Raw genomic sequence first — 17,445 nt, forward strand, 5'->3', positions numbered from 1 at the left:
TATTGATTAAGCATTTGAAGCGGCTGCTACACTTAAATAGACGTAAGCCCAATAGCAAAGTTGAAGGAGAAGGGAATGAAAATATTACTGTGGGTTATTTTGATTATTTTCTTAATTGGTTTACTGGTGGTGACGGGCGTATTTAAAATGATTTTCTGATGATTTGCCCGACCGATTTTTGCCGGTCGGGCAAAGCGTCGTTCCATTACGCTTTTAGCGAAGCGCCTTTGGTCGAAATGACCTCTTTGTACCAGTAGAAGCTTTTCTTACGGCTGCGGGCCAGCGTGCCATTACCGCTGTCGTCGCGATCGACGTAAATAAAGCCGTAGCGTTTGGACAACTCAGCTTTCGACGCGCTCACCAGATCGATAGGTCCCCAACTGGTGTAGCCCATCACCTCGACACCGTCTTCCATTGCTTCACGCACCTGCACCAGATGATCGTTGAGATAGGCAATACGGTAGTCATCCTGCACGACACCCTTGGCATCGGGTTTATCTTTCGCACCCAGACCATTTTCGACAATAAACAGCGGCTTCTGATAGCGATCCCACAGCACATTCAGCAGAGTACGCAGGCCGACCGGGTCAATCTGCCAGCCCCACTCTGAGCTTGCGAGATGCGGGTTTGGCACCATGCTTAAAATGTTGCCGCGCGCCTGCTGGTTTAGCTCTTCATCCGTGGTCACACAACCGGTCATGTAATAGCTGAAAGAGATAAAATCTACGGTCGATTTCAGCGCCTCGCGATCGGCATCGGTTACGTCAAGCTGGATACCGTTATCACGGAAGAAACGCAACATGTAGCCCGGATAAGCGCCACGACACTGCACATCACCGAAGAACTGCCATGCACGGTTCTCCTGCAACGCTTCCAGCACATCGTCCGGCTTGCAGGTCAGCGGATAGACCAGCCCTCCCAGCAGCATATTGCCAATTTTGCCTTCCGGGACAATCTCATGACAGGCGTTAACCGCCAATGCGCTGGCCACCAGCTGATGATGGATTGCCTGATAGACTTCCGCTTTACTGCTGGTTTCCGGCAGGCCGACGCCCGTCATTGGCGCATGCAGGGACATATTGATTTCGTTAAATGTCAGCCACAGCTTCACTTTCTCTTTGTAGCGGGTAAACACCGTGCGCGCATACCGCTCGAAGAAGCCAATCACCTGACGGCTGCCCCAGCCACCATACTGTTTCACCAGGCCCCACGGCATCTCATAGTGCGACAGCGTTACCAGTGGAGTGATGTTGTGCGCGGCCAGTTCGTCAAAGAGTTTGTCGTAAAACGCCAGACCCGCTTCATTCGGCTGCGGCTCATCCCCGTTCGGGAAAATACGCGTCCAGGCGATAGAGACGCGCAGGCAGCTAAATCCCATTTCAGCAAACAGCTTAATATCGTCCGGGTAGCGATGATAAAAATCGATCGCCACATCCTTAATTCCGCTGTCGCCCGGTACGCGCTCTACCACCGGGCCAAATACCCCTTTCGGCTGGACGTCCGACGTTGACAGGCCTTTGCCATCTTCAAGGTAAGCGCCTTCTACCTGGTTAGCAGCAACCGCGCCGCCCCATAAAAATGTATCCGGGAAAGTTTTCATCACGTTCTCCTGTTATTGATGGCTTACGGTCAGCAGCGGCGAACCGGCGTTGACGGCGCTGGCCGCCACGGTGATCACCTCTGCATAACTGTCGCTGTTACTGATAATAATCGGGGTGGCCAGATCGTATCCGGCGTCAAGAATGGCCTGTCTGTCGAATTCCAGCAGCAGATCGCCAGGCTTCACTTTATCGCCCACGTTCACGTGAGCGGTGAAATGCTTGCCGTCGAGCTTGACGGTGTCGATACCGACGTGGATCAGCACTTCAATGCCGCTCTCGCTTAGCAGGCCAATCGCGTGTTTGGTCTGGAATAGTGAGGCAACCTCACCCGCAAACGGGGCGAAAACGTTGTTGTCGGACGGGATAATGGCCGCGCCGTGACCGAGAAGACCGCTCGCGAAGGTGGCATCCGGCACCTGACTCAGGGCCAGCACCGTTCCGCTCATTGGCGAAAGTACCTCGTCTTCGCCTGCGGTGACCGTGACCGGCGTCGTCTCAACTGCGCGCCCCGGCATCCCTGCAACCAGCGTCAGCACGCAACTCAACATCAGGGCAACTACGGTTCCGATAATGCCCCCCCACAGCGAAGCATCAATGCCGCCCGGCGGGATCATCTGCGCAATGGTAAAGATATTGGCGAACCCGAAGGAGTAGACGTAGGTCTGGCTCAGGCCCACAATGGCCCCGCCAATCGACCCGGCCACGCAGCCAAAGATGAACGGTCGACGCAGCGGCAAGTTCACGCCATACACCGCAGGCTCGGTGATGCCAAAAATCCCCGCTGTTACCGATGAGCCCGCCAGCATTTTCAGACGCGCATCGTGAGTGCGCAGGAAGACCCCCAGCGCGGCACCCACCTGCCCCATCACCGCAGGCAGCAGCATCGGCAGCATTGAGTCATGCCCCAGTACCGCCAGGTTATTGATCATCAGCGGCACCAGCCCCCAGTGCAGGCCGAAGATCACGCACACCTGCCACAGCGCACCCATCGCGGCGCCCGCCAGCCACGGGGCCAGGACATAAATCACCTGATATCCGTTAGCCAGCAGCTGGCTCAGCCAGGTCGCTACCGGCCCAATCACCAGGAAGGTTAGCGGGACGGTAACCGCTAAACAGATCAGCGGCGTAAAGAAGTTTTTCATCGACGACGGCAGCAGTTTGCCGCTCTTGTTTTCCAGCCAGCAGCTGACCCACGCCGCGAGAATAATCGGGATAACCGATGCGCTGTAGTTGAACCAGGTGACCGGAATACCGAGAAACGCGTCCGTTACGGCCCCGGCTTGTTGGCTGGCCTCAAACGCCTGAATCATCATCGGATGGGTCAGTGCGCCACCGATGACCATGGTGATAAACGGATTGCCGCCAAATTTCTTCCCGGCCGTGTAGCCCAGCACCAGCGGAAAGAAGAAGAACAAGGCATCGCTTGCCGCAAACCAGATTTTGTAGGTTCCGCTGTCGGGGCTGAGCCAGCCGCAAACCACGGCCAGCGCCAGCAATCCTTTCAAAATACCGGATGCCGCCAGAATGCCAATAAACGGCGTAAAAATGCCGGAGACAACGTCAATCAAGCGTCCGAGAAGATGACTCTTGTCTCCGTTCTCGTCTGCTGCCACTGGCGTATCGTCATGCAAACCGGCTTCAGCCCGCACCGCTTTCCAGACATCATTTACATGGTTTCCAATCACCACCTGAAACTGCCCGCCGCTTTCGACGACCATGATCACGCCCGGATTTTTCTTCAGCCCTTCGGCATCCGCTTTTTGATTTTCTTTCAGTTTGAAGCGAAGCCGGGTGGCGCAATGAACCAGACTGATGATGTTCTCTTTGCCCCCTACGTGGCCGAGAATATCCTTCGCCAAAGCTTGATATTCCATCTCGATTTCCTTTCTTCGATGCCCGCAGACATCTGGTGACTGAGTTTAAAAATAAAAAAAACCCGAGAACGGCATCTCTTCAGATGCCGCGCTCAGGTTTTGCCTGCGTTATGCAGTAACAATCCAGATTTTGGAGCTTAACGCCCCTCTTTTCTCACTCGCTCAATATGAATGGTGAGAAACATAATTTCTTCCGTCGTCAGCTCGCGCTGATAACTTTTCTGCAGATACTGCGCGATTTTCTCGGCGCAAATCCAGGCTTTCGCGTAGTTATCTTTATACCGCCGTATGCAGCGTCACATCGTCATCTTCCACCACGGTGCGGGTCAGCATCCGTTGAGCAAAGAACTTCAGGTGGGTGACAAAGCGCTGATAGCTAAGCGACTCTTCGTCATATTCCAGCTGAAGCTGATACTTCACCAGTTGCAGGATCTCCTGCATAACGCGGGTGACATGCATCACTTCGGGCATTTCGCTGTTCAGTTGCGCCGTGACCAGGTGAAGCGCGATAAACCCCGCCTCATCTTCGGCAAGCTCCACCCCCAGCCTGCTGGCGATAATCGCCCTTGCTTCCTGCCCCAGCTCAAACTCCTTCGGGTACAGACGTTTGATCTCCCACAACAGCACGTTTTTGATCGCCAGGCCTTTCTTTTGCCGTTCGATGGCAAAATGGCAGTGGTCGGTCAAGGTGATGTAGAGGCTGTCCTGCAATTTCCCCAGCCGCTGCGCCGCCAGCCCAATAATGCGGTCGCAGGTGGTCATTACCTCAAGGGGGATCTGACTGAGTAATTCCCCTAATCGACGCGCCAGCTCATCGCTTTGCAGTGCGAAAACCTTTTCCACTTTCTCAGCGTCAAGATCGTCACCGATGCGTTTCTGGAAGGCCAGCCCGCGCCCCATCACGACCTGTTCGCGCATGTGCTCATCCAGAACAACCACCACATTATTATTGAGAATTTTGGCGATTTTCATCAGAACCCCAGAAACAAAAAAACCTGACCTCCGGCAGATGCCAGAAAATCAGGTTTTGCCTGCCGCAGCAGTAACAATCCAGTTTTTGCACTCTATCAGTTTCAATCGCAGCCTCAATGTACTACGCGTAAAAACGTGATACAGATCGTTATTGAGGCGGTTTTCAGTTCCGCCACCCAACTCCCTTGCGCCAGCGGAACATATCGCTAAACGTAGCGCACATCGCCTTTAGTGAAATTTTTATGCCCTATGAAAGCCTGCGAGGGCAGTAACGCGACGATCCCGACGCTATTATTTGGCCTGAATGACCCGCGCAATGTCGGCTGATGTTTGCAGAGTCCGAATTTCCTGAAATAACCCCAGCGCTTCGTCATATTCTTTGCGTAAATAGCTCAGCCACTGTTTGATACGTGCCACATGGTATAACCCGGTGTCGCCCTGCTTTTCCAGACGCGAATATTTTTGCAGCAGCGTGACCACATCCGGCCACGGCATACGAGGCTCGTTGTACTTCACCACCCGGCTCAGGTTAGGCACGTTCAGCGCCCCGCGCCCAATCATCACCGAATCGCAGCCCGTCTCTTTTATACAGGCCTGCGCACTTTCGTAGTCCCAGATTTCGCCATTCGCGATCACCGGAATCGACAGACGCTTGCGGATTTCCCCAATCGCCTGCCAGTTGATGCGATCTGCTTTATAGCCGTCGTCTTTGGTGCGCCCGTGAACCACCAGCTCCGTCGCCCCGGCCTGCTGCACCGCATCGGCAATCTCAAACTGGCGGTCGTGACTGTCCCAGCCCAGACGCACTTTTACCGTCACCGGGAGATGGGCTGGCACCGCCTCACGCATCGCTTTCGCGCCGCGATAGATCAGCTCAGGATCTTTTAGCAACGTTGCGCCCCCGCCGCTGCCGTTGACCATTTTCGACGGACAGCCGCAGTTGAGATCGACACCGTAGGAACCCAGTTCTACCGCACGGGCCGCGTTCTCCGCCAGCCATTCCGGGTATTGCCCCAGCAGCTGGATACGCACCAACGTACCGGAGGTGGTCCGGCTCTGACGATGCAGCTCCGGGCAGAGTCGGTAAAACGACTTTACTGGCAACAGCATATCGACCACCCGCAAAAACTCGGTGACGCAGAGATCGTAATCATTTACCTCAGTCAGCAGCTCGCGCACTAATGAGTCGAGCACGCCTTCCATCGGCGCCAGTAAAACACGCATTCTAAAACCCTGTGGAAAAAGACCCGCTATAGTAGCCGCTCTCTATAAAGGTGCAAAGGGCTTAACGCGCGTCTATTTCATTACGACGTAGGCCACCGCCGTCAGAACGACCACGATGAGCAGCGTGAATGTCGGGCCCAGCGCGAAGGCGTAGACGTTCAGCTCATCTTCTTTTTTGATATCGTTGTAACGCGCCAGCGCACTTTGGGCATCGGGCGCCGTGATCTCTTCAAACTCCTGCTCATAGCCCTGTGCTTCCAGGTGCGATGAACCTTCCGCATTGCCCTTCTCCACGGCGAAAATCTGTGTCCCTTTCCGGAAAAAAATGAATTCTGACATTAGAATCTCCTGATCGCGGGAATGGCTTTTATCATATCACTGCTTCAAAAATAGTCACCGCAACTACACTGTTTTGTATGGCTTTTGCTATGAATGCTGGGGAATTGCCTAACGTTCCAAATAGGAATGTCTGGTATGCTCAAAAATCATGATGTGATCCGTAGCACGTTTCTATGTTTAATTGTATGATGAATGCGTTCCATCAAGGACTTTCACCATGATCAAAACTCTGAATACCCTCTGGCAGTATCTGCGTGCTTTTATTCTGATCTATGCCTGCCTGTATGCCGGGATTTTCATTTCGTCCCTGCTACCGATCACCATTCCCGGCAGCATTATCGGCATGCTGATTCTTTTTCTGCTGCTGGCGCTGCAAATTCTGCCCGCGAAGTGGGTCAACCCTGGCTGCTTCGTGCTGATCCGCTATATGGCGCTGCTGTTTGTGCCGATAGGCGTGGGCGTGATGCAATATTACGATCTGCTTAAAGCCCAGTACGGCCCGATTCTGGTCTCCTGCGCGGTGAGTACGCTGGTCGTGTTCCTGGTCGTGAGCTGGAGTTCGCATCTGGTACATGGCGAACGCAAAGTCGTTGGGCAGAAAGGAAGTAAAAAATGATGGCCAATATCTGGTGGTCTCTGCCACTAACACTGGTGGTATTTTTCGCCGCACGTAAACTTGCCGCGCGTTTCAAGATGCCGCTTCTCAACCCGCTGCTGGTGGCGATGGTGGTGATTATTCCGTTCCTGCTGCTCACCGGCATTCCTTACGAACGCTATTTTGCGGGCAGCAAAATTTTAAACGATCTGCTCCAGCCTGCCGTCGTGGCGCTGGCGTTTCCGCTTTATGAGCAGCTGCATCAGATCCGCGCGCGCTGGAAATCGATCATTACCATCTGTCTGATTGGTAGCGTCGTCGCCATGGTAACGGGGACGTCAGTGGCGCTGCTGATGGGGGCGTCGCCGCAAATCGCCGCCTCTATTCTGCCGAAATCCGTGACCACGCCGATTGCGATGGCCGTGGGCGGCAGCATCGGTGGTATCCCGGCCATTAGCGCCATGTGCGTGATTTTTGTCGGGATCCTGGGTGCGGTGTTTGGCCATACGTTGCTCAATGTCATGCGTATCCGTACCAAAGCCGCCCGCGGGCTGGCGATGGGTACGGCCTCCCACGCCCTCGGCACTGCGCGCTGCGCCGAGCTGGACTATCAGGAAGGCGCGTTCAGTTCGCTGGCGCTGGTGATTTGCGGGATCATGACCTCGCTGATCGCTCCGTTCCTGTTCCCAATTATTCTGGCGGTAATGGGCTAAAATTTGCGATGCGTCGCGCAAATTTCATTTTGTTTTCATAAGTTGCAAACATAATGAGAACTAGATCACATATAAAGCGCTATTGGCTCCGTACACTACCGATCCATTAACCTTTATGAGGCATTGCCATGCACCCACGTTTTCAAACTGCTTTTGCCCAGCTCGCAGAGAATTTGCAATCAGCCCTGGCTCCGGTTCTGGCGGATACGCACTTCCCCGCCCTGCTGACTGCGGAGCAGGTCACGACGCTTAAACAGGCTACGGGACTGGACGAAGACGCGCTGGCTTTCGCACTACTGCCGCTGGCTGCCGCCTGCGCCAGAGCCGATCTCTCCCACTTTAACGTTGGCGCGATTGCGCGCGGCGTGAGCGGGACCTGGTATTTCGGCGGGAACATGGAGTTCCTTGGTGCGACCATGCAACAGACCGTCCATGCAGAACAGAGCGCCATCAGCCATGCCTGGCTGCGTGGTGAGAAAGCGCTGCAGGCTATCACCGTGAACTACACCCCTTGCGGTCACTGCCGTCAGTTTATGAATGAGCTGAACAGCGGTCTGCAACTGCGCATCAACCTGCCAGGCCGTGAGCCGCATACGCTGGGCGATTACCTGCCGGATGCCTTTGGTCCGAAAGACCTGGATATTAAAACCCTGCTGATGGACGACCAGGATCATGGCTATGCGTTAGCGGGCGATGAACTGGCGCAAGCGGCCATTGCCGCGGCAAACAAAAGTCATACGCCGTACAGCAAGTCGCCGAGCGGCGTGGCGCTGGAGCTGCGTGATGGCAAAATCTTCAGCGGCAGCTATGCCGAAAACGCGGCATTCAACCCAACGCTGCCACCGCTGCAAGGCGCCCTGAACCTGCTGAGCCTCAACGGGTACGACTATCCGGATATTCAGCGTGCGATTCTGGCAGAAAAAGCCGATGCGCCGCTGATCCAGTGGGACGCCACCGCCGCCACCCTCAAGGCACTCGGCTGTACCAGTATCGACCGTACGCTGCTGGCGTAATTGAACTGTGCGGGCAGAAATGCCCGCCTGCTGATGAAATTCCCCCCAATCAAACCGCTGTTTCTTGCGATTACCAGGCGGGTAAAGTAGCCTGAGTGAAATTTCCCTCCACGGAACGAGCCATCTTCATGTTAAAGCGCGTGTTTTACAGCCTGTGTGTCCTGGTCGGCATTCTGCTGTTGACTGTGCTCGGCCTCGACCGCTGGATGAGCTGGAAAACCGCCCCCTATATCTTTGACGATCTGCAGGATTTGCCTTATCGCCAGGTGGGTGTGGTGCTGGGGACGGCCAAGTATTATCGCACCGGCGTGATTAATCAGTACTACCGCTACCGCATTCAGGGGGCGCTAAACGCCTACAACAGCGGCAAGGTCAATTACCTGCTGCTAAGCGGCGATAACGCCCAGCAAAGCTATAACGAGCCGATGACCATGCGCAAAGATTTGATTGCCGCAGGCGTCGATCCGGCGGATATCGTTCTCGACTATGCCGGATTCCGCACCCTGGACTCCATTGTGCGTACGCGTAAAGTCTTTGATACTAACGATTTTATTATCATTACCCAGCGCTTCCACTGCGAGCGCGCGCTGTTTATTGCCCTGCATATGGGGATTCAGGCGCAGTGCTACGCGGTCCCTTCTCCGAAAGATATGTGGAGCGTTCGTGTGCGTGAGTTTGGCGCACGCTTTGGCGCGCTGGCGGATCTCTATCTCTTCAAACGTGAACCGCGCTTTTTAGGCCCGCTGGTGCCGATTCCGGAGATGCATCAGGTGCCTGAGGATGCGCAGGATTATCCGGCGGTTACCCCGGACCAACTGCTGGAATTGCAGAAGAAAGAGAAGAAATAAAAAAAACCCGCTCGTGAGCGGGTTTTTCGTTTTGGAAAGATTACTTCTTACGGGCGTATTTCAGGGAATCCAACGCCACCGCAAAGATGATAATCGCACCTTTGATGATGTACTGCCAGTACGGGTTCACACCGATATAGGTCAATCCGTAGTTGATAACGGTAAAGATGATTACACCCGTCACCACGCCGACGACCGTACCTACACCGCCGCTGAAGGAGACGCCGCCTACCACACAGGCTGCGATAGCATCCAGTTCGTACATGAAGCCGAGGTTGTTCGTCGCTGAGCCGATACGACCCGCTTCCAGCAAACCGCCGAAGGCATAGAACACGCCGGACAGGGCATAAATCATCAGCAGGTTCAGGGCCACGTTAACGCCGGACACTTTTGCTGCTTCCGGGTTGCCGCCGATAGCGAAGATGTTTTTACCGAAGCGCGTTTTGTTCCACAGCACCCAGACAAAGGCCACGGCGATCAGCGCGTAGAAGGTGATGTAGGAGAGACGGAAACTGCCCAGCGCCACAAAGCCCTGCGCGAAGGTCGAGAAGCCGCTGTCGAAACCAGAAATCGGGGATGCGCCCACGAAGTCGTAGTACAGGGAGTTGATACCGTAAACGATAATCATCGTACCCAGCGTGGTGATAAACGGCGTCACGTTGAGATAGGCGATGATAATACCGTTGATCAGACCGATGATGGCACCCACCACACAGACAATCAGCACCACCACGATAATTGGCATGGTGGCCATCTCCGGGAACACCTTGTTGGCGTTTTCCATCGACTGCAACAGCGTGGCGGCCACAACCGCCGCCAGACCTACCTGGCGCCCTGCTGACAGGTCCGTACCCTGAGTCACAATCAGCCCCGCCACGCCCAGCGCGATGATGATACGCACGGAGGACTGGGTCAAAATGTTACTCAAGTTAAGCAAACTTAAGAACGTAGGGTCCTGGAAAATAATAATGGCCAGTAATACTAAAAGAACGACGTAAATACCGCCCTCTTTCAGATAAGTGAGAAAACTTTTTTTATTTAACGCACTCATGAGGAGCCCCTGATCTTAAAGGTGCAAAGACGCAAGACGGAGAATTTCGTTTTGCGTTGTCGTTTTGGTGTCAACAATTCCGGCAACGAGACCATTGCTCATAACCAGAATACGATCTGTGATCCCTAACAATTCCGGCATTTCGGAAGAAATAATAATGATCCCTTTATTCTTTTTAGCCAGTTCAGCAATCAGCTGATAGATTTCAAATTTTGCACCTACGTCAATACCGCGCGTCGGTTCATCAAGCATTAAAATTTCTGGCTGCGTTAATAACCAGCGACCAATAATAACCTTCTGCTGGTTACCGCCGGAAAGTGAACCGATTTGCGTCTGGTGCCCTGGGGTTTTTACACGCATCGAGTCGATAACCCACTGGGTATCGCTTTTCATGCGGGAAGTATCCAGTAGGCCCATTTTATTTTTATAGTTACGAATATTGGAGATTAACGAGTTGAAGTTAATATCCAGATAAGCATAAATCCCCGTCGAACGACGCTCTTCGGTCACCAGGGCAAAGCCATGGTTAATCGCTTCGTTGGCGTTATGGTTATTAATGCGCTTACCGTGCAGCGTAATGGTGCCGTCCGATTTTTCACGGATACCAAATAAGGTTTCCACGATATCGGTACGTTTCGCACCAACCAGGCCTGCGATACCCAGAATTTCGCCCTTATGCAGGTCGAAGGAGACATCGCGGATAGAGGGCTGGCGCAAAGACGTAAGGTTGCGAACTTCCAGAATCACTTCGCCCGGCTTGTTCTCTTTGTCCGGGAAGCGCTGGTTCAGGGAGCGGCCGACCATCATGGCGATGATCTTGTCCATATCCAGCCCTTCGAGAGGCTGAGTGGTGATCCACTGGCCGTCACGCAGAATGGTGATTTCATCGCACAGCTGGAAGATCTCTTCCATTTTATGCGAGATATAGACGATGCCACAGCCACGCTCTTTCAGCTTACGGATAATGGTGAAAAGGTGGTTCACCTCTTTTTCCGTCAGGGATGACGTTGGCTCATCCATAATCACGATTTTCGCGTTATAGGAGAAAGCCTTGGCAATTTCAATCATCTGCATTTGTGAAACGGATAAGGTGCCTACGCGGGCGCGCGGGTCAATATCAATATCCAGTTCATCAAAAATCGCTTTGGTGTCGCGATACATTTTGTCCTGATCGACAAATACGCCTTTGGTTGGGTAACGACCCAGCCACATATTGTCCATAACAGAACGCTGAAGCACCAGGTTTAATTCCTGGTGAACCATCGAAATACCATTCTCCAGTGCTTCCTTGGCGGAATGGAAGTCGATCTCTTTCCCCTGAAAAAGAATGCTACCAGAATCTTTTTGATAGATCCCAAAAAGGCATTTTAATAATGTTGATTTACCCGCACCATTCTCCCCCATCAACGCATGAATAGAGTGAGGACGTACTTTTAAATTAACATTGTCGAGAGCCTTAACGCCGGGAAAAGACTTGTTAATATTGCTCATTTCTAACAAGAATTCGCCTGACGACTGAGTATTTGTGCTGACCATAATTATACCTTGACGGCCTCGCATATCGCGTTATAAAAGGGCGCAACGAATTGCGCCCTGTGAGAACATGCAATCTCTAACTTATTTACCGATAAACTCAGCCAGGTTTGACTGGTCTACGCCCACGTAAGGAACGCGAACGATTTTGTTCTCGATTTTCCAGTTGGTGCCATCAGCCGCACCTTTGCCATCGGCCAGGTTTTTCGCCAGATCGAAGGTTGCTTTAGCTTGGTTATTCGCATCGTTCAGAACGGTACCGGCCATTGCGCCAGACTTAACCAGTGCCAGCGCTTCTGGCAGGGCATCCACGCCGAAGACAGGGATAGACGATTTGTTGTGGGCTTTCAGTGCTTCAACAGCACCCATTGCCATCGCATCGTTGTTGGCGATAACCACTTCGATTTTGTTAGCGTTCGGACCAGACAGCCATGCGTCCATCTTATCTTTCGCCTGAGCGGTATCCCACATCGCGGTATCTAACGCCAGCTGCTGGGTTTTCAGACCTTTGTCGTTAAGCTCTTTGATCACATACGTGGTACGTGCTTCAGCATCCGGGTGGCCCGGCTCGCCTTTCAGCAGAACGAACTGAATCTGACCGTCTTTGTTCAGGTCCCAGTTCGGGTTCGCAGCCCAGTGTTTCGCGATCAGATCGCCCTGAATAATACCGGACTCTTTAGAGTCAGTACCGACATAGAAGGCTTTGTCATAGCTGTCCAGCGCTTTGCGGGAAGGCTCTTTGTTGAAGAAGACGATAGGCACATTCTGGCCACGTGCTTTTTCAATAACGGTGCCTGCAGCTGCCGGGTCAACCAGGTTGATGGCCAGGGCTTTCACGCCTTTCGCCAGCAGAACGTCGATCTGGTCGTTCTGTTTGGACTGGTCGTTCTGGGAGTCATTCATCAGCAGCTGAACGTCTGGCGCTGCTTTAGCATCTTTCTCGATAGCTTTACGAACAACAGACATAAAGTTGTCGTCGTATTTATAGATTGTCACACCAATACGGGTATCCGCAGCGTGCGCAGCTGCACCAAAAAGCATGCTTGCCATAACAGCAGACAGAGTCAACACCTTCTTATTCATGGTATCTCCGGTTTTTTTTATGCAGGGTAGTTCTTGTGAATAACGGTCGGCGGGCAGATGTTAGAAAAACGTTACTGACAGCCGAAGTTCACTTATAAAATTTCTATCTTCCGTGTTCGGTAACGCTCCAGTAATGCGTTTTATTTGTCGTTTGGGGCACTTTGGCTATAGTGAAAGTGATTAATCACCGTTACATAGCGTTTCAGCTCCTAAAACGCTGACATCATAGTCAGCGGCTTGTTAAGATACTGTGAATTTACTCACAGATTGAAAACGGTTACATCACCTGACGTAATCAGTTAGTGATCGGAGCCACAATTTGTTTAACAGCCACAGAATGGCGGCGTACTAAAGTCGGCATGAAACAGTGTGTTGCGCTCAAATCCTGCTGCCCTGCGGCGCCCTGTAACGCCAGCTCCGTTGCCAGACGGGCCATGGACGCAATCGGATAGCGCACGGTTGTGAGCTGCGGGTCCGTGTAACGGGCAATCGGAATATCATCAAAACCAATCAACGACAGATGCTGCGGCACCGCAATGCCGTTGTCTTTCAGCGCAGTGAGCGCCCCGGCGGCCATACTGTCGTTGTAGGCAAAGACGGCGGTCAGTTGCAGATTCCGTCCGAGCAGTTCGACCATCGCGGCCTCCCCTCCCGGCATATCCGGCGAACCGGTGCCAATCCAGCTGTCTGACGGCACAATCCCGGCTTCTTTCAGGGCGTTTTGCCAGCCTTCCCGTCGCATATCGTCATCTTCAATATGGTGGCTGGAGGCGAGATAACCGATGCGCTGATGGCCGTTATTGAGCAGCATGCGCGTCGCCATCATCGCCCCGCTGACGTTGTCCAGCGTGACACAGCGGTGGGCGTACCCCGGCACCACGCGGTTGATGAGAACCATGCCTGGGATTTGATCCATAAACCCCGCCAGCTCCTCATCGCTCAAGGCTTTTGAGTGGACAATCAGGGCGTTACATCGCTGGCGGATCAACACCTCAATGGCGTGACGCTCTTTTTCAGCCTCGTGGTAGCTGTTACCGATCAGCACATATTTGTGGTGCTGCTGGGCGACAACGTCCACGGCTTTAACCAGCGCACCAAAGAAGGCATCCGATACATCCATCACCACCACGCCAATGGTGTCGCTCACCTGGGTGGCGAGGGCCTGCGCATTGGCGTTGGGCCGATAGCCGAGCTGCGTCACCGCTTTCATCACGGTTTCACGCGTTTCAGGGCTGACCAGCGCGCTGTTATTCAGCACGCGGGAGACGGTAGCAACAGAAACACCCGCGATGCGGGCTACGTCACGAATGGTGATCATATTCACCATCCTTAAAAGGATTGCAGCAACTCACAGACACCCCCTGTGTTTAGCAAGGAGGCTATTCTGGCAGTGACAAGGAGGGGACTACGTGAAGAAGCTCACACAGATGAAAACGTTTACATCCGTTTTGTTAATGATTGTGATCCAGATCGTTATCTGGATGTATTAGTCAATGATACACCTGCAGCACGTACGGTTAATTGACGCCACAACCATTCCAGCGGTCCCTGGCGGAAGAAACGCAGCCAGATGACCGAAAACACCAGATTCACTGCCCAGACCGGAATAACAAACGCCAGCAGATGAAGGCGGTCGAATTTCATAAACAGGCCGAAATGATAGAACAGCGTGGTGCAGATCAGGGTTTGCAGCAGATAATTGCTCAGCGCCATCCGGCCAACGCAGGCCACGGCAGCCGCCAGTCGGAAACGGACCATTTGCGGCCAGAAGCCGTAAATCAACGCCGCGTAGCCGATGGTCTGGAACGGGGCGCTCAGCTCACGCGGGGCCTGTAACAGGAACGCGCACCAGCGGTAATCCCAGCCCAGCATCCACTGCGCGACAATTGCGGGCAGATTGATGATGACGCCAGTCAGCACCAGCGCACACCCGGTCCGGCGGTAATGAGCGAGACTAAATTCCCCTTTCAGCCAGCCGGTGCGCATTAGTGCCGCGCCCATCAGCATCATTCCCGCCAGCTGCCAGCCGTACTGCGCGCCGAGGGCGATCAGGTTATCGCCGAGCATATCCGCGCGATTGCTGATCGCCTCCACGCCGCCTTTCAGCTTCCAGAACTGTTCATACTGCAGATTCGCTGCATCCGGGATCCATGAGCGGTTGGTCGACCCGCCAGAGATCATTCCCAGCAGCAACAGTACGCCGATGCCAATCAGGTAGAGGATCGCCCCCGTATTGAACAGGTTTTTTACGTCGTGGGCATCGCGGATCATCCGCCAGCAAATCAGTCCGACTAATCCATAGGCCAGCAGAATATCGCCATCCCAGAAAAACAGGCCATGGATAAAGCCGAGCAGTACCAGCAGCGTCAGCCGCGACTGTATCCAGCGTTTGCCACGTTTGAGGAGCAGCTGCAGCCCTGCGCCGAAGAGGAGCGCAAAGAGCGTGAGGAATTTAACCTGCGCGAAAAGATCGAGAATCGCCCATGTCCAGGCGTCGCTGCGGGTAATATCGCCATACCAGGCGGGATTGAGATACGCCGCTTTGGGCAGTCCAAAAGCGGCGATATTCAGTAGCAGGATACCGAGAATGGCAACGCCACGTACAAAATCCAGCGTGACATTACGCTCCATCTATCCTGCCCTGTGGTTAGTTGTGGTGACGCACGGCGCGCAGGAACTCCTGGCGGGTGTTCTGGCTGGATTTAAACAGGCCACCCAGCGACGTGGTGGTGGTCGCGCTGGTTGCATCGCGAACGCCGCGCGCTTTGACGCAATAATGGACGGCATCAATAGATACAGCCACATTGTTGGTGCCAAGCAGCGTTTGCAGCGCCGTCAGAATCTGCTGCGTTAAGCGCTCTTGTACCTGCGGACGCTGGGCAAAGAACTGCACAATGCGGTTGATCTTGGACAGACCAATCACCGTATCTTTCGGGATATAGGCCACGGTCGCTTTGCCGTCGATAGTCACGAAATGGTGTTCGCAGGTGCTGGTCAGAGTGATATCACGCACAGTCACCATTTCATCGACTTTCATTTTATTTTCGATGACGGTGATTTTTGGGAAATTGGCGTAATCGAGACCGGAAAAAATCTCATCGACATACATCTTGGCGATGCGATTCGGAGTTTCCATCAGGCTGTCGTCGCTCAGGTCGAGATTCAGCAACTGCATGATCTCGGTCATGTGCCCGGAAATAAGACGTTTGCGTGTTTCGTTGTCCAGTTCATTAACAGGCGGACGCAGCGGGGTTTCAAGACCACGCGCGACTAAAGCTTCGTGAACGAGAGCGGCTTCTTTACTGAGTGATGGCATTATTTTTCTCCTGCAGGTGTGGCTGCCTTTTGCCCTCTTTGAAGCAAAAGTGTGCGCTCATTGTGCGTGAGGTGGCGCACATAATCCAGTATTCACAGCGATAATTATTGCAATTGCTGCTGCCTTTCGGCCTGACGATCCCAGACCAGTGCTCCGCCGACAAACAACGCCAGCCCTGCAAGGCCCAGCGCCGGCTCAAGCTGATGGGTAAGCCAGGTCGAGAGTGCCGACGTGACCGGCCCAACCAATTGACCGAGCGCATACCCCGTAGTCAGTAAACCGGCCATATAACGGGTGTGGTTCGGGGCCAGTTCGCGGCCGCACAGCAGGGAGAGCTGCACGGCACAGAGGAACCCACCGCCCACCAGCAGTGCGCCCGTTATCAGGCCACCGATCCCTGGCATCAACCAGGCGGCAAACACGCCCAGCCCCTGCAACCACAGGACAATCGACAGACGGCGGTTCGATGTCGAGACGTGGCGCAGGGCGATGCTCAGCGCAATCCCGATGACAGACGCCGCGCCAAAGACGGGCCAGACAAACTGCGCAAACAGGCTGCCAGGGAAACGCACGGCCGCCATTTGCGATAAAAAGGTAGCCGGAAGAATGTAGCCAAACCCTGCCAGGCTGTAGCTCCAGACCAGGCGACGTAAATCGGTGGTCAGCACCAGCGGCTCCGGCGCCGTTCCCGGCCGATGCAACTGCCCGCCGCGCGGAAGATAGCGCGCCACCAGCACGATGAGAATCAGCGCCAGCACGCCATAAATCTGCCACGCCGCGCCTGCTGAAAGCGAGCGTGCCTGAATATAGACCGCCAGCAGGCCGCTTAAGGCAATGCCCGCCCCCGGCCCGGCAAAGACCGCCGCGCTAAGCCCCGGCTTACCAAAATGAGCCAGCCGTTCGTTGGTCCAGGCGGCAATCAGCACCATCGACCAGCCGCTCATGCAGCCGATCGCGAAACGAATCAGGCCGTGAATGATGGCGTTATCCGCGACGGCTGACAGCAGCGTCAGCGCTACCGCGCCGAAGATCCCGAGATAGAGACGCCCTTCAACAAACCGGTGCGCCCGCATGGCATCCCACGCGCCAACTAAATAGCCCAGATAGTTCATGGCGGCCACCAGCCCGGCGCTGGTCAGCGTCAGCTGTCCGGCCGAAATCATCAGCGGAACCTGAGGCGTAAAAGCAAAGCGCCCTATCCCCATCGCCACCACCAAAACCACAAATCCGCTGAGCGCGATACGCAGCGCCATGATCGCCCCAATTGTTAAAATTTAGTTAAT

15 protein-coding genes and 1 pseudogene are annotated in these 17,445 nt (G+C 54.1%); 4 read left to right on the top strand and 12 right to left on the bottom strand.

Features of this window, described 5'->3' with window-relative positions; genetic code table 11:
• Positions 1 to 205: 205 nt before the first annotated feature.
• The 5 genes and pseudogenes from ABIE11_RS06490 to ABIE11_RS06510 all read right to left on the bottom strand — a co-directional run bounded on the left by ABIE11_RS06490 (position 206) and on the right by ABIE11_RS06510 (position 6,010).
• The gene (locus ABIE11_RS06490; RefSeq protein WP_429184165.1) at positions 206 to 1,600 is read right to left on the bottom strand and encodes a glycoside hydrolase family 1 protein; all 1,395 of its coding nucleotides are present in this window, start codon (positions 1,598 to 1,600) and stop codon (positions 206 to 208) included.
• A gap of 12 nt (positions 1,601 to 1,612) precedes the next feature.
• Entirely contained in the window at positions 1,613 to 3,475 is a 1,863-nt protein-coding gene (gene bglF, locus ABIE11_RS06495; RefSeq protein ID WP_429184166.1) for a PTS beta-glucoside transporter subunit IIABC, read from the bottom strand.
• Between the two features lie 137 nt (positions 3,476 to 3,612).
• Positions 3,613 to 4,447, bottom strand: a pseudogene (gene licT / locus ABIE11_RS06500) (BglG family transcription antiterminator LicT).
• Between the two features lie 291 nt (positions 4,448 to 4,738).
• Positions 4,739 to 5,671, bottom strand: coding sequence for a tRNA dihydrouridine(16) synthase DusC (dusC, locus tag ABIE11_RS06505; protein WP_102104858.1), 933 nt, complete (start codon positions 5,669 to 5,671; stop codon positions 4,739 to 4,741).
• Positions 5,672 to 5,743: 72 nt separating this feature from the next.
• A complete protein-coding gene (locus tag ABIE11_RS06510) occupies positions 5,744 to 6,010 on the bottom strand; it encodes a hypothetical protein (protein ID WP_100779531.1) in 267 nt (88 codons plus the stop codon).
• Between the two features lie 217 nt (positions 6,011 to 6,227).
• Between ABIE11_RS06510 and ABIE11_RS06515 the strand changes: the two genes are divergently transcribed.
• From ABIE11_RS06515 to sanA, 4 genes are all read left to right on the top strand, one after another.
• A complete protein-coding gene (locus ABIE11_RS06515) occupies positions 6,228 to 6,626 on the top strand; it encodes a CidA/LrgA family protein (RefSeq protein WP_100779530.1) in 399 nt (132 codons plus the stop codon).
• Entirely contained in the window at positions 6,623 to 7,318 is a 696-nt protein-coding gene (locus ABIE11_RS06520) for a CidB/LrgB family autolysis modulator (protein WP_429184167.1), read from the top strand. The genes ABIE11_RS06515 and ABIE11_RS06520 overlap by 4 nt, the downstream gene beginning before the upstream one ends.
• A gap of 128 nt (positions 7,319 to 7,446) precedes the next feature.
• On the top strand, positions 7,447 to 8,331 hold the full coding sequence (gene cdd / locus ABIE11_RS06525; protein WP_102104859.1) for a cytidine deaminase: 885 nt from the start codon (positions 7,447 to 7,449) through the stop codon (positions 8,329 to 8,331).
• Positions 8,332 to 8,459: 128 nt separating this feature from the next.
• Positions 8,460 to 9,179, top strand: a complete 720-nt coding sequence (gene sanA / locus ABIE11_RS06530; RefSeq protein WP_100779527.1) for an outer membrane permeability protein SanA — start codon at positions 8,460 to 8,462, stop codon at positions 9,177 to 9,179.
• A gap of 40 nt (positions 9,180 to 9,219) precedes the next feature.
• Here sanA and mglC read toward each other — a convergent pair whose 3' ends face one another.
• From mglC to ABIE11_RS06565, 7 genes are all read right to left on the bottom strand, one after another.
• Positions 9,220 to 10,230, bottom strand: a complete 1,011-nt coding sequence (gene mglC, locus ABIE11_RS06535) for a galactose/methyl galactoside ABC transporter permease MglC (protein WP_100779526.1) — start codon at positions 10,228 to 10,230, stop codon at positions 9,220 to 9,222.
• Between the two features lie 15 nt (positions 10,231 to 10,245).
• Positions 10,246 to 11,766 carry a galactose/methyl galactoside ABC transporter ATP-binding protein MglA gene (gene mglA, locus ABIE11_RS06540; RefSeq protein ID WP_100779525.1) on the bottom strand — a complete coding sequence of 507 codons (1,521 nt, stop codon included), beginning with the start codon at positions 11,764 to 11,766 and terminating at the stop codon, positions 10,246 to 10,248.
• A gap of 81 nt (positions 11,767 to 11,847) precedes the next feature.
• A complete protein-coding gene (gene mglB / locus ABIE11_RS06545) occupies positions 11,848 to 12,846 on the bottom strand; it encodes a galactose/glucose ABC transporter substrate-binding protein MglB (RefSeq protein ID WP_063143782.1) in 999 nt (332 codons plus the stop codon).
• Positions 12,847 to 13,141: 295 nt separating this feature from the next.
• A complete protein-coding gene (gene galS, locus ABIE11_RS06550; protein WP_100779524.1) occupies positions 13,142 to 14,164 on the bottom strand; it encodes an HTH-type transcriptional regulator GalS in 1,023 nt (340 codons plus the stop codon).
• Between the two features lie 155 nt (positions 14,165 to 14,319).
• Positions 14,320 to 15,477, bottom strand: coding sequence for a DUF418 domain-containing protein YeiB (gene yeiB / locus ABIE11_RS06555; protein ID WP_429184168.1), 1,158 nt, complete (start codon positions 15,475 to 15,477; stop codon positions 14,320 to 14,322).
• A 16-nt stretch (positions 15,478 to 15,493) separates the two neighbouring features.
• On the bottom strand, positions 15,494 to 16,162 hold the full coding sequence (gene folE / locus ABIE11_RS06560; protein WP_100779522.1) for a GTP cyclohydrolase I FolE: 669 nt from the start codon (positions 16,160 to 16,162) through the stop codon (positions 15,494 to 15,496).
• A 104-nt stretch (positions 16,163 to 16,266) separates the two neighbouring features.
• A complete protein-coding gene (locus ABIE11_RS06565) occupies positions 16,267 to 17,415 on the bottom strand; it encodes a YbfB/YjiJ family MFS transporter (protein WP_102104862.1) in 1,149 nt (382 codons plus the stop codon).
• Positions 17,416 to 17,445: the final 30 nt, after the last annotated feature.

It is taken from the genome of Lelliottia sp. 489 (assembly GCF_050435885.1).
Classification (GTDB): Bacteria; Pseudomonadota; Gammaproteobacteria; order Enterobacterales; family Enterobacteriaceae; genus Enterobacter; species Enterobacter nimipressuralis.

Excerpts from the sequence above, each read along its gene's own strand:
- mglB (WP_063143782.1), bottom strand. The coding sequence starts at position 12,846 with ATGAATAAGAAGGTGTTGACTCTGTCTGCTGTTATGGCAAGCATGCTT.
- dusC (WP_102104858.1), bottom strand. The coding sequence starts at position 5,671 with ATGCGTGTTTTACTGGCGCCGATGGAAGGCGTGCTCGACTCATTAGTG.
- yeiB (WP_429184168.1), bottom strand. The coding sequence starts at position 15,477 with ATGGAGCGTAATGTCACGCTGGATTTTGTACGTGGCGTTGCCATTCTC.
- mglA (WP_100779525.1), bottom strand. The coding sequence starts at position 11,766 with ATGGTCAGCACAAATACTCAGTCGTCAGGCGAATTCTTGTTAGAAATG.
- mglC (WP_100779526.1), bottom strand. The coding sequence starts at position 10,230 with ATGAGTGCGTTAAATAAAAAAAGTTTTCTCACTTATCTGAAAGAGGGC.
- folE (WP_100779522.1), bottom strand. The coding sequence starts at position 16,162 with ATGCCATCACTCAGTAAAGAAGCCGCTCTCGTTCACGAAGCTTTAGTC.
- cdd (WP_102104859.1), top strand. The coding sequence starts at position 7,447 with ATGCACCCACGTTTTCAAACTGCTTTTGCCCAGCTCGCAGAGAATTTG.
- ABIE11_RS06565 (WP_102104862.1), bottom strand. The coding sequence starts at position 17,415 with ATGGCGCTGCGTATCGCGCTCAGCGGATTTGTGGTTTTGGTGGTGGCG.
- ABIE11_RS06490 (WP_429184165.1), bottom strand. The coding sequence starts at position 1,600 with ATGAAAACTTTCCCGGATACATTTTTATGGGGCGGCGCGGTTGCTGCT.
- ABIE11_RS06510 (WP_100779531.1), bottom strand. The coding sequence starts at position 6,010 with ATGTCAGAATTCATTTTTTTCCGGAAAGGGACACAGATTTTCGCCGTG.
- ABIE11_RS06515 (WP_100779530.1), top strand. The coding sequence starts at position 6,228 with ATGATCAAAACTCTGAATACCCTCTGGCAGTATCTGCGTGCTTTTATT.
- sanA (WP_100779527.1), top strand. The coding sequence starts at position 8,460 with ATGTTAAAGCGCGTGTTTTACAGCCTGTGTGTCCTGGTCGGCATTCTG.
- ABIE11_RS06520 (WP_429184167.1), top strand. The coding sequence starts at position 6,623 with ATGATGGCCAATATCTGGTGGTCTCTGCCACTAACACTGGTGGTATTT.
- galS (WP_100779524.1), bottom strand. The coding sequence starts at position 14,164 with ATGATCACCATTCGTGACGTAGCCCGCATCGCGGGTGTTTCTGTTGCT.
- bglF (WP_429184166.1), bottom strand. The coding sequence starts at position 3,475 with ATGGAATATCAAGCTTTGGCGAAGGATATTCTCGGCCACGTAGGGGGC.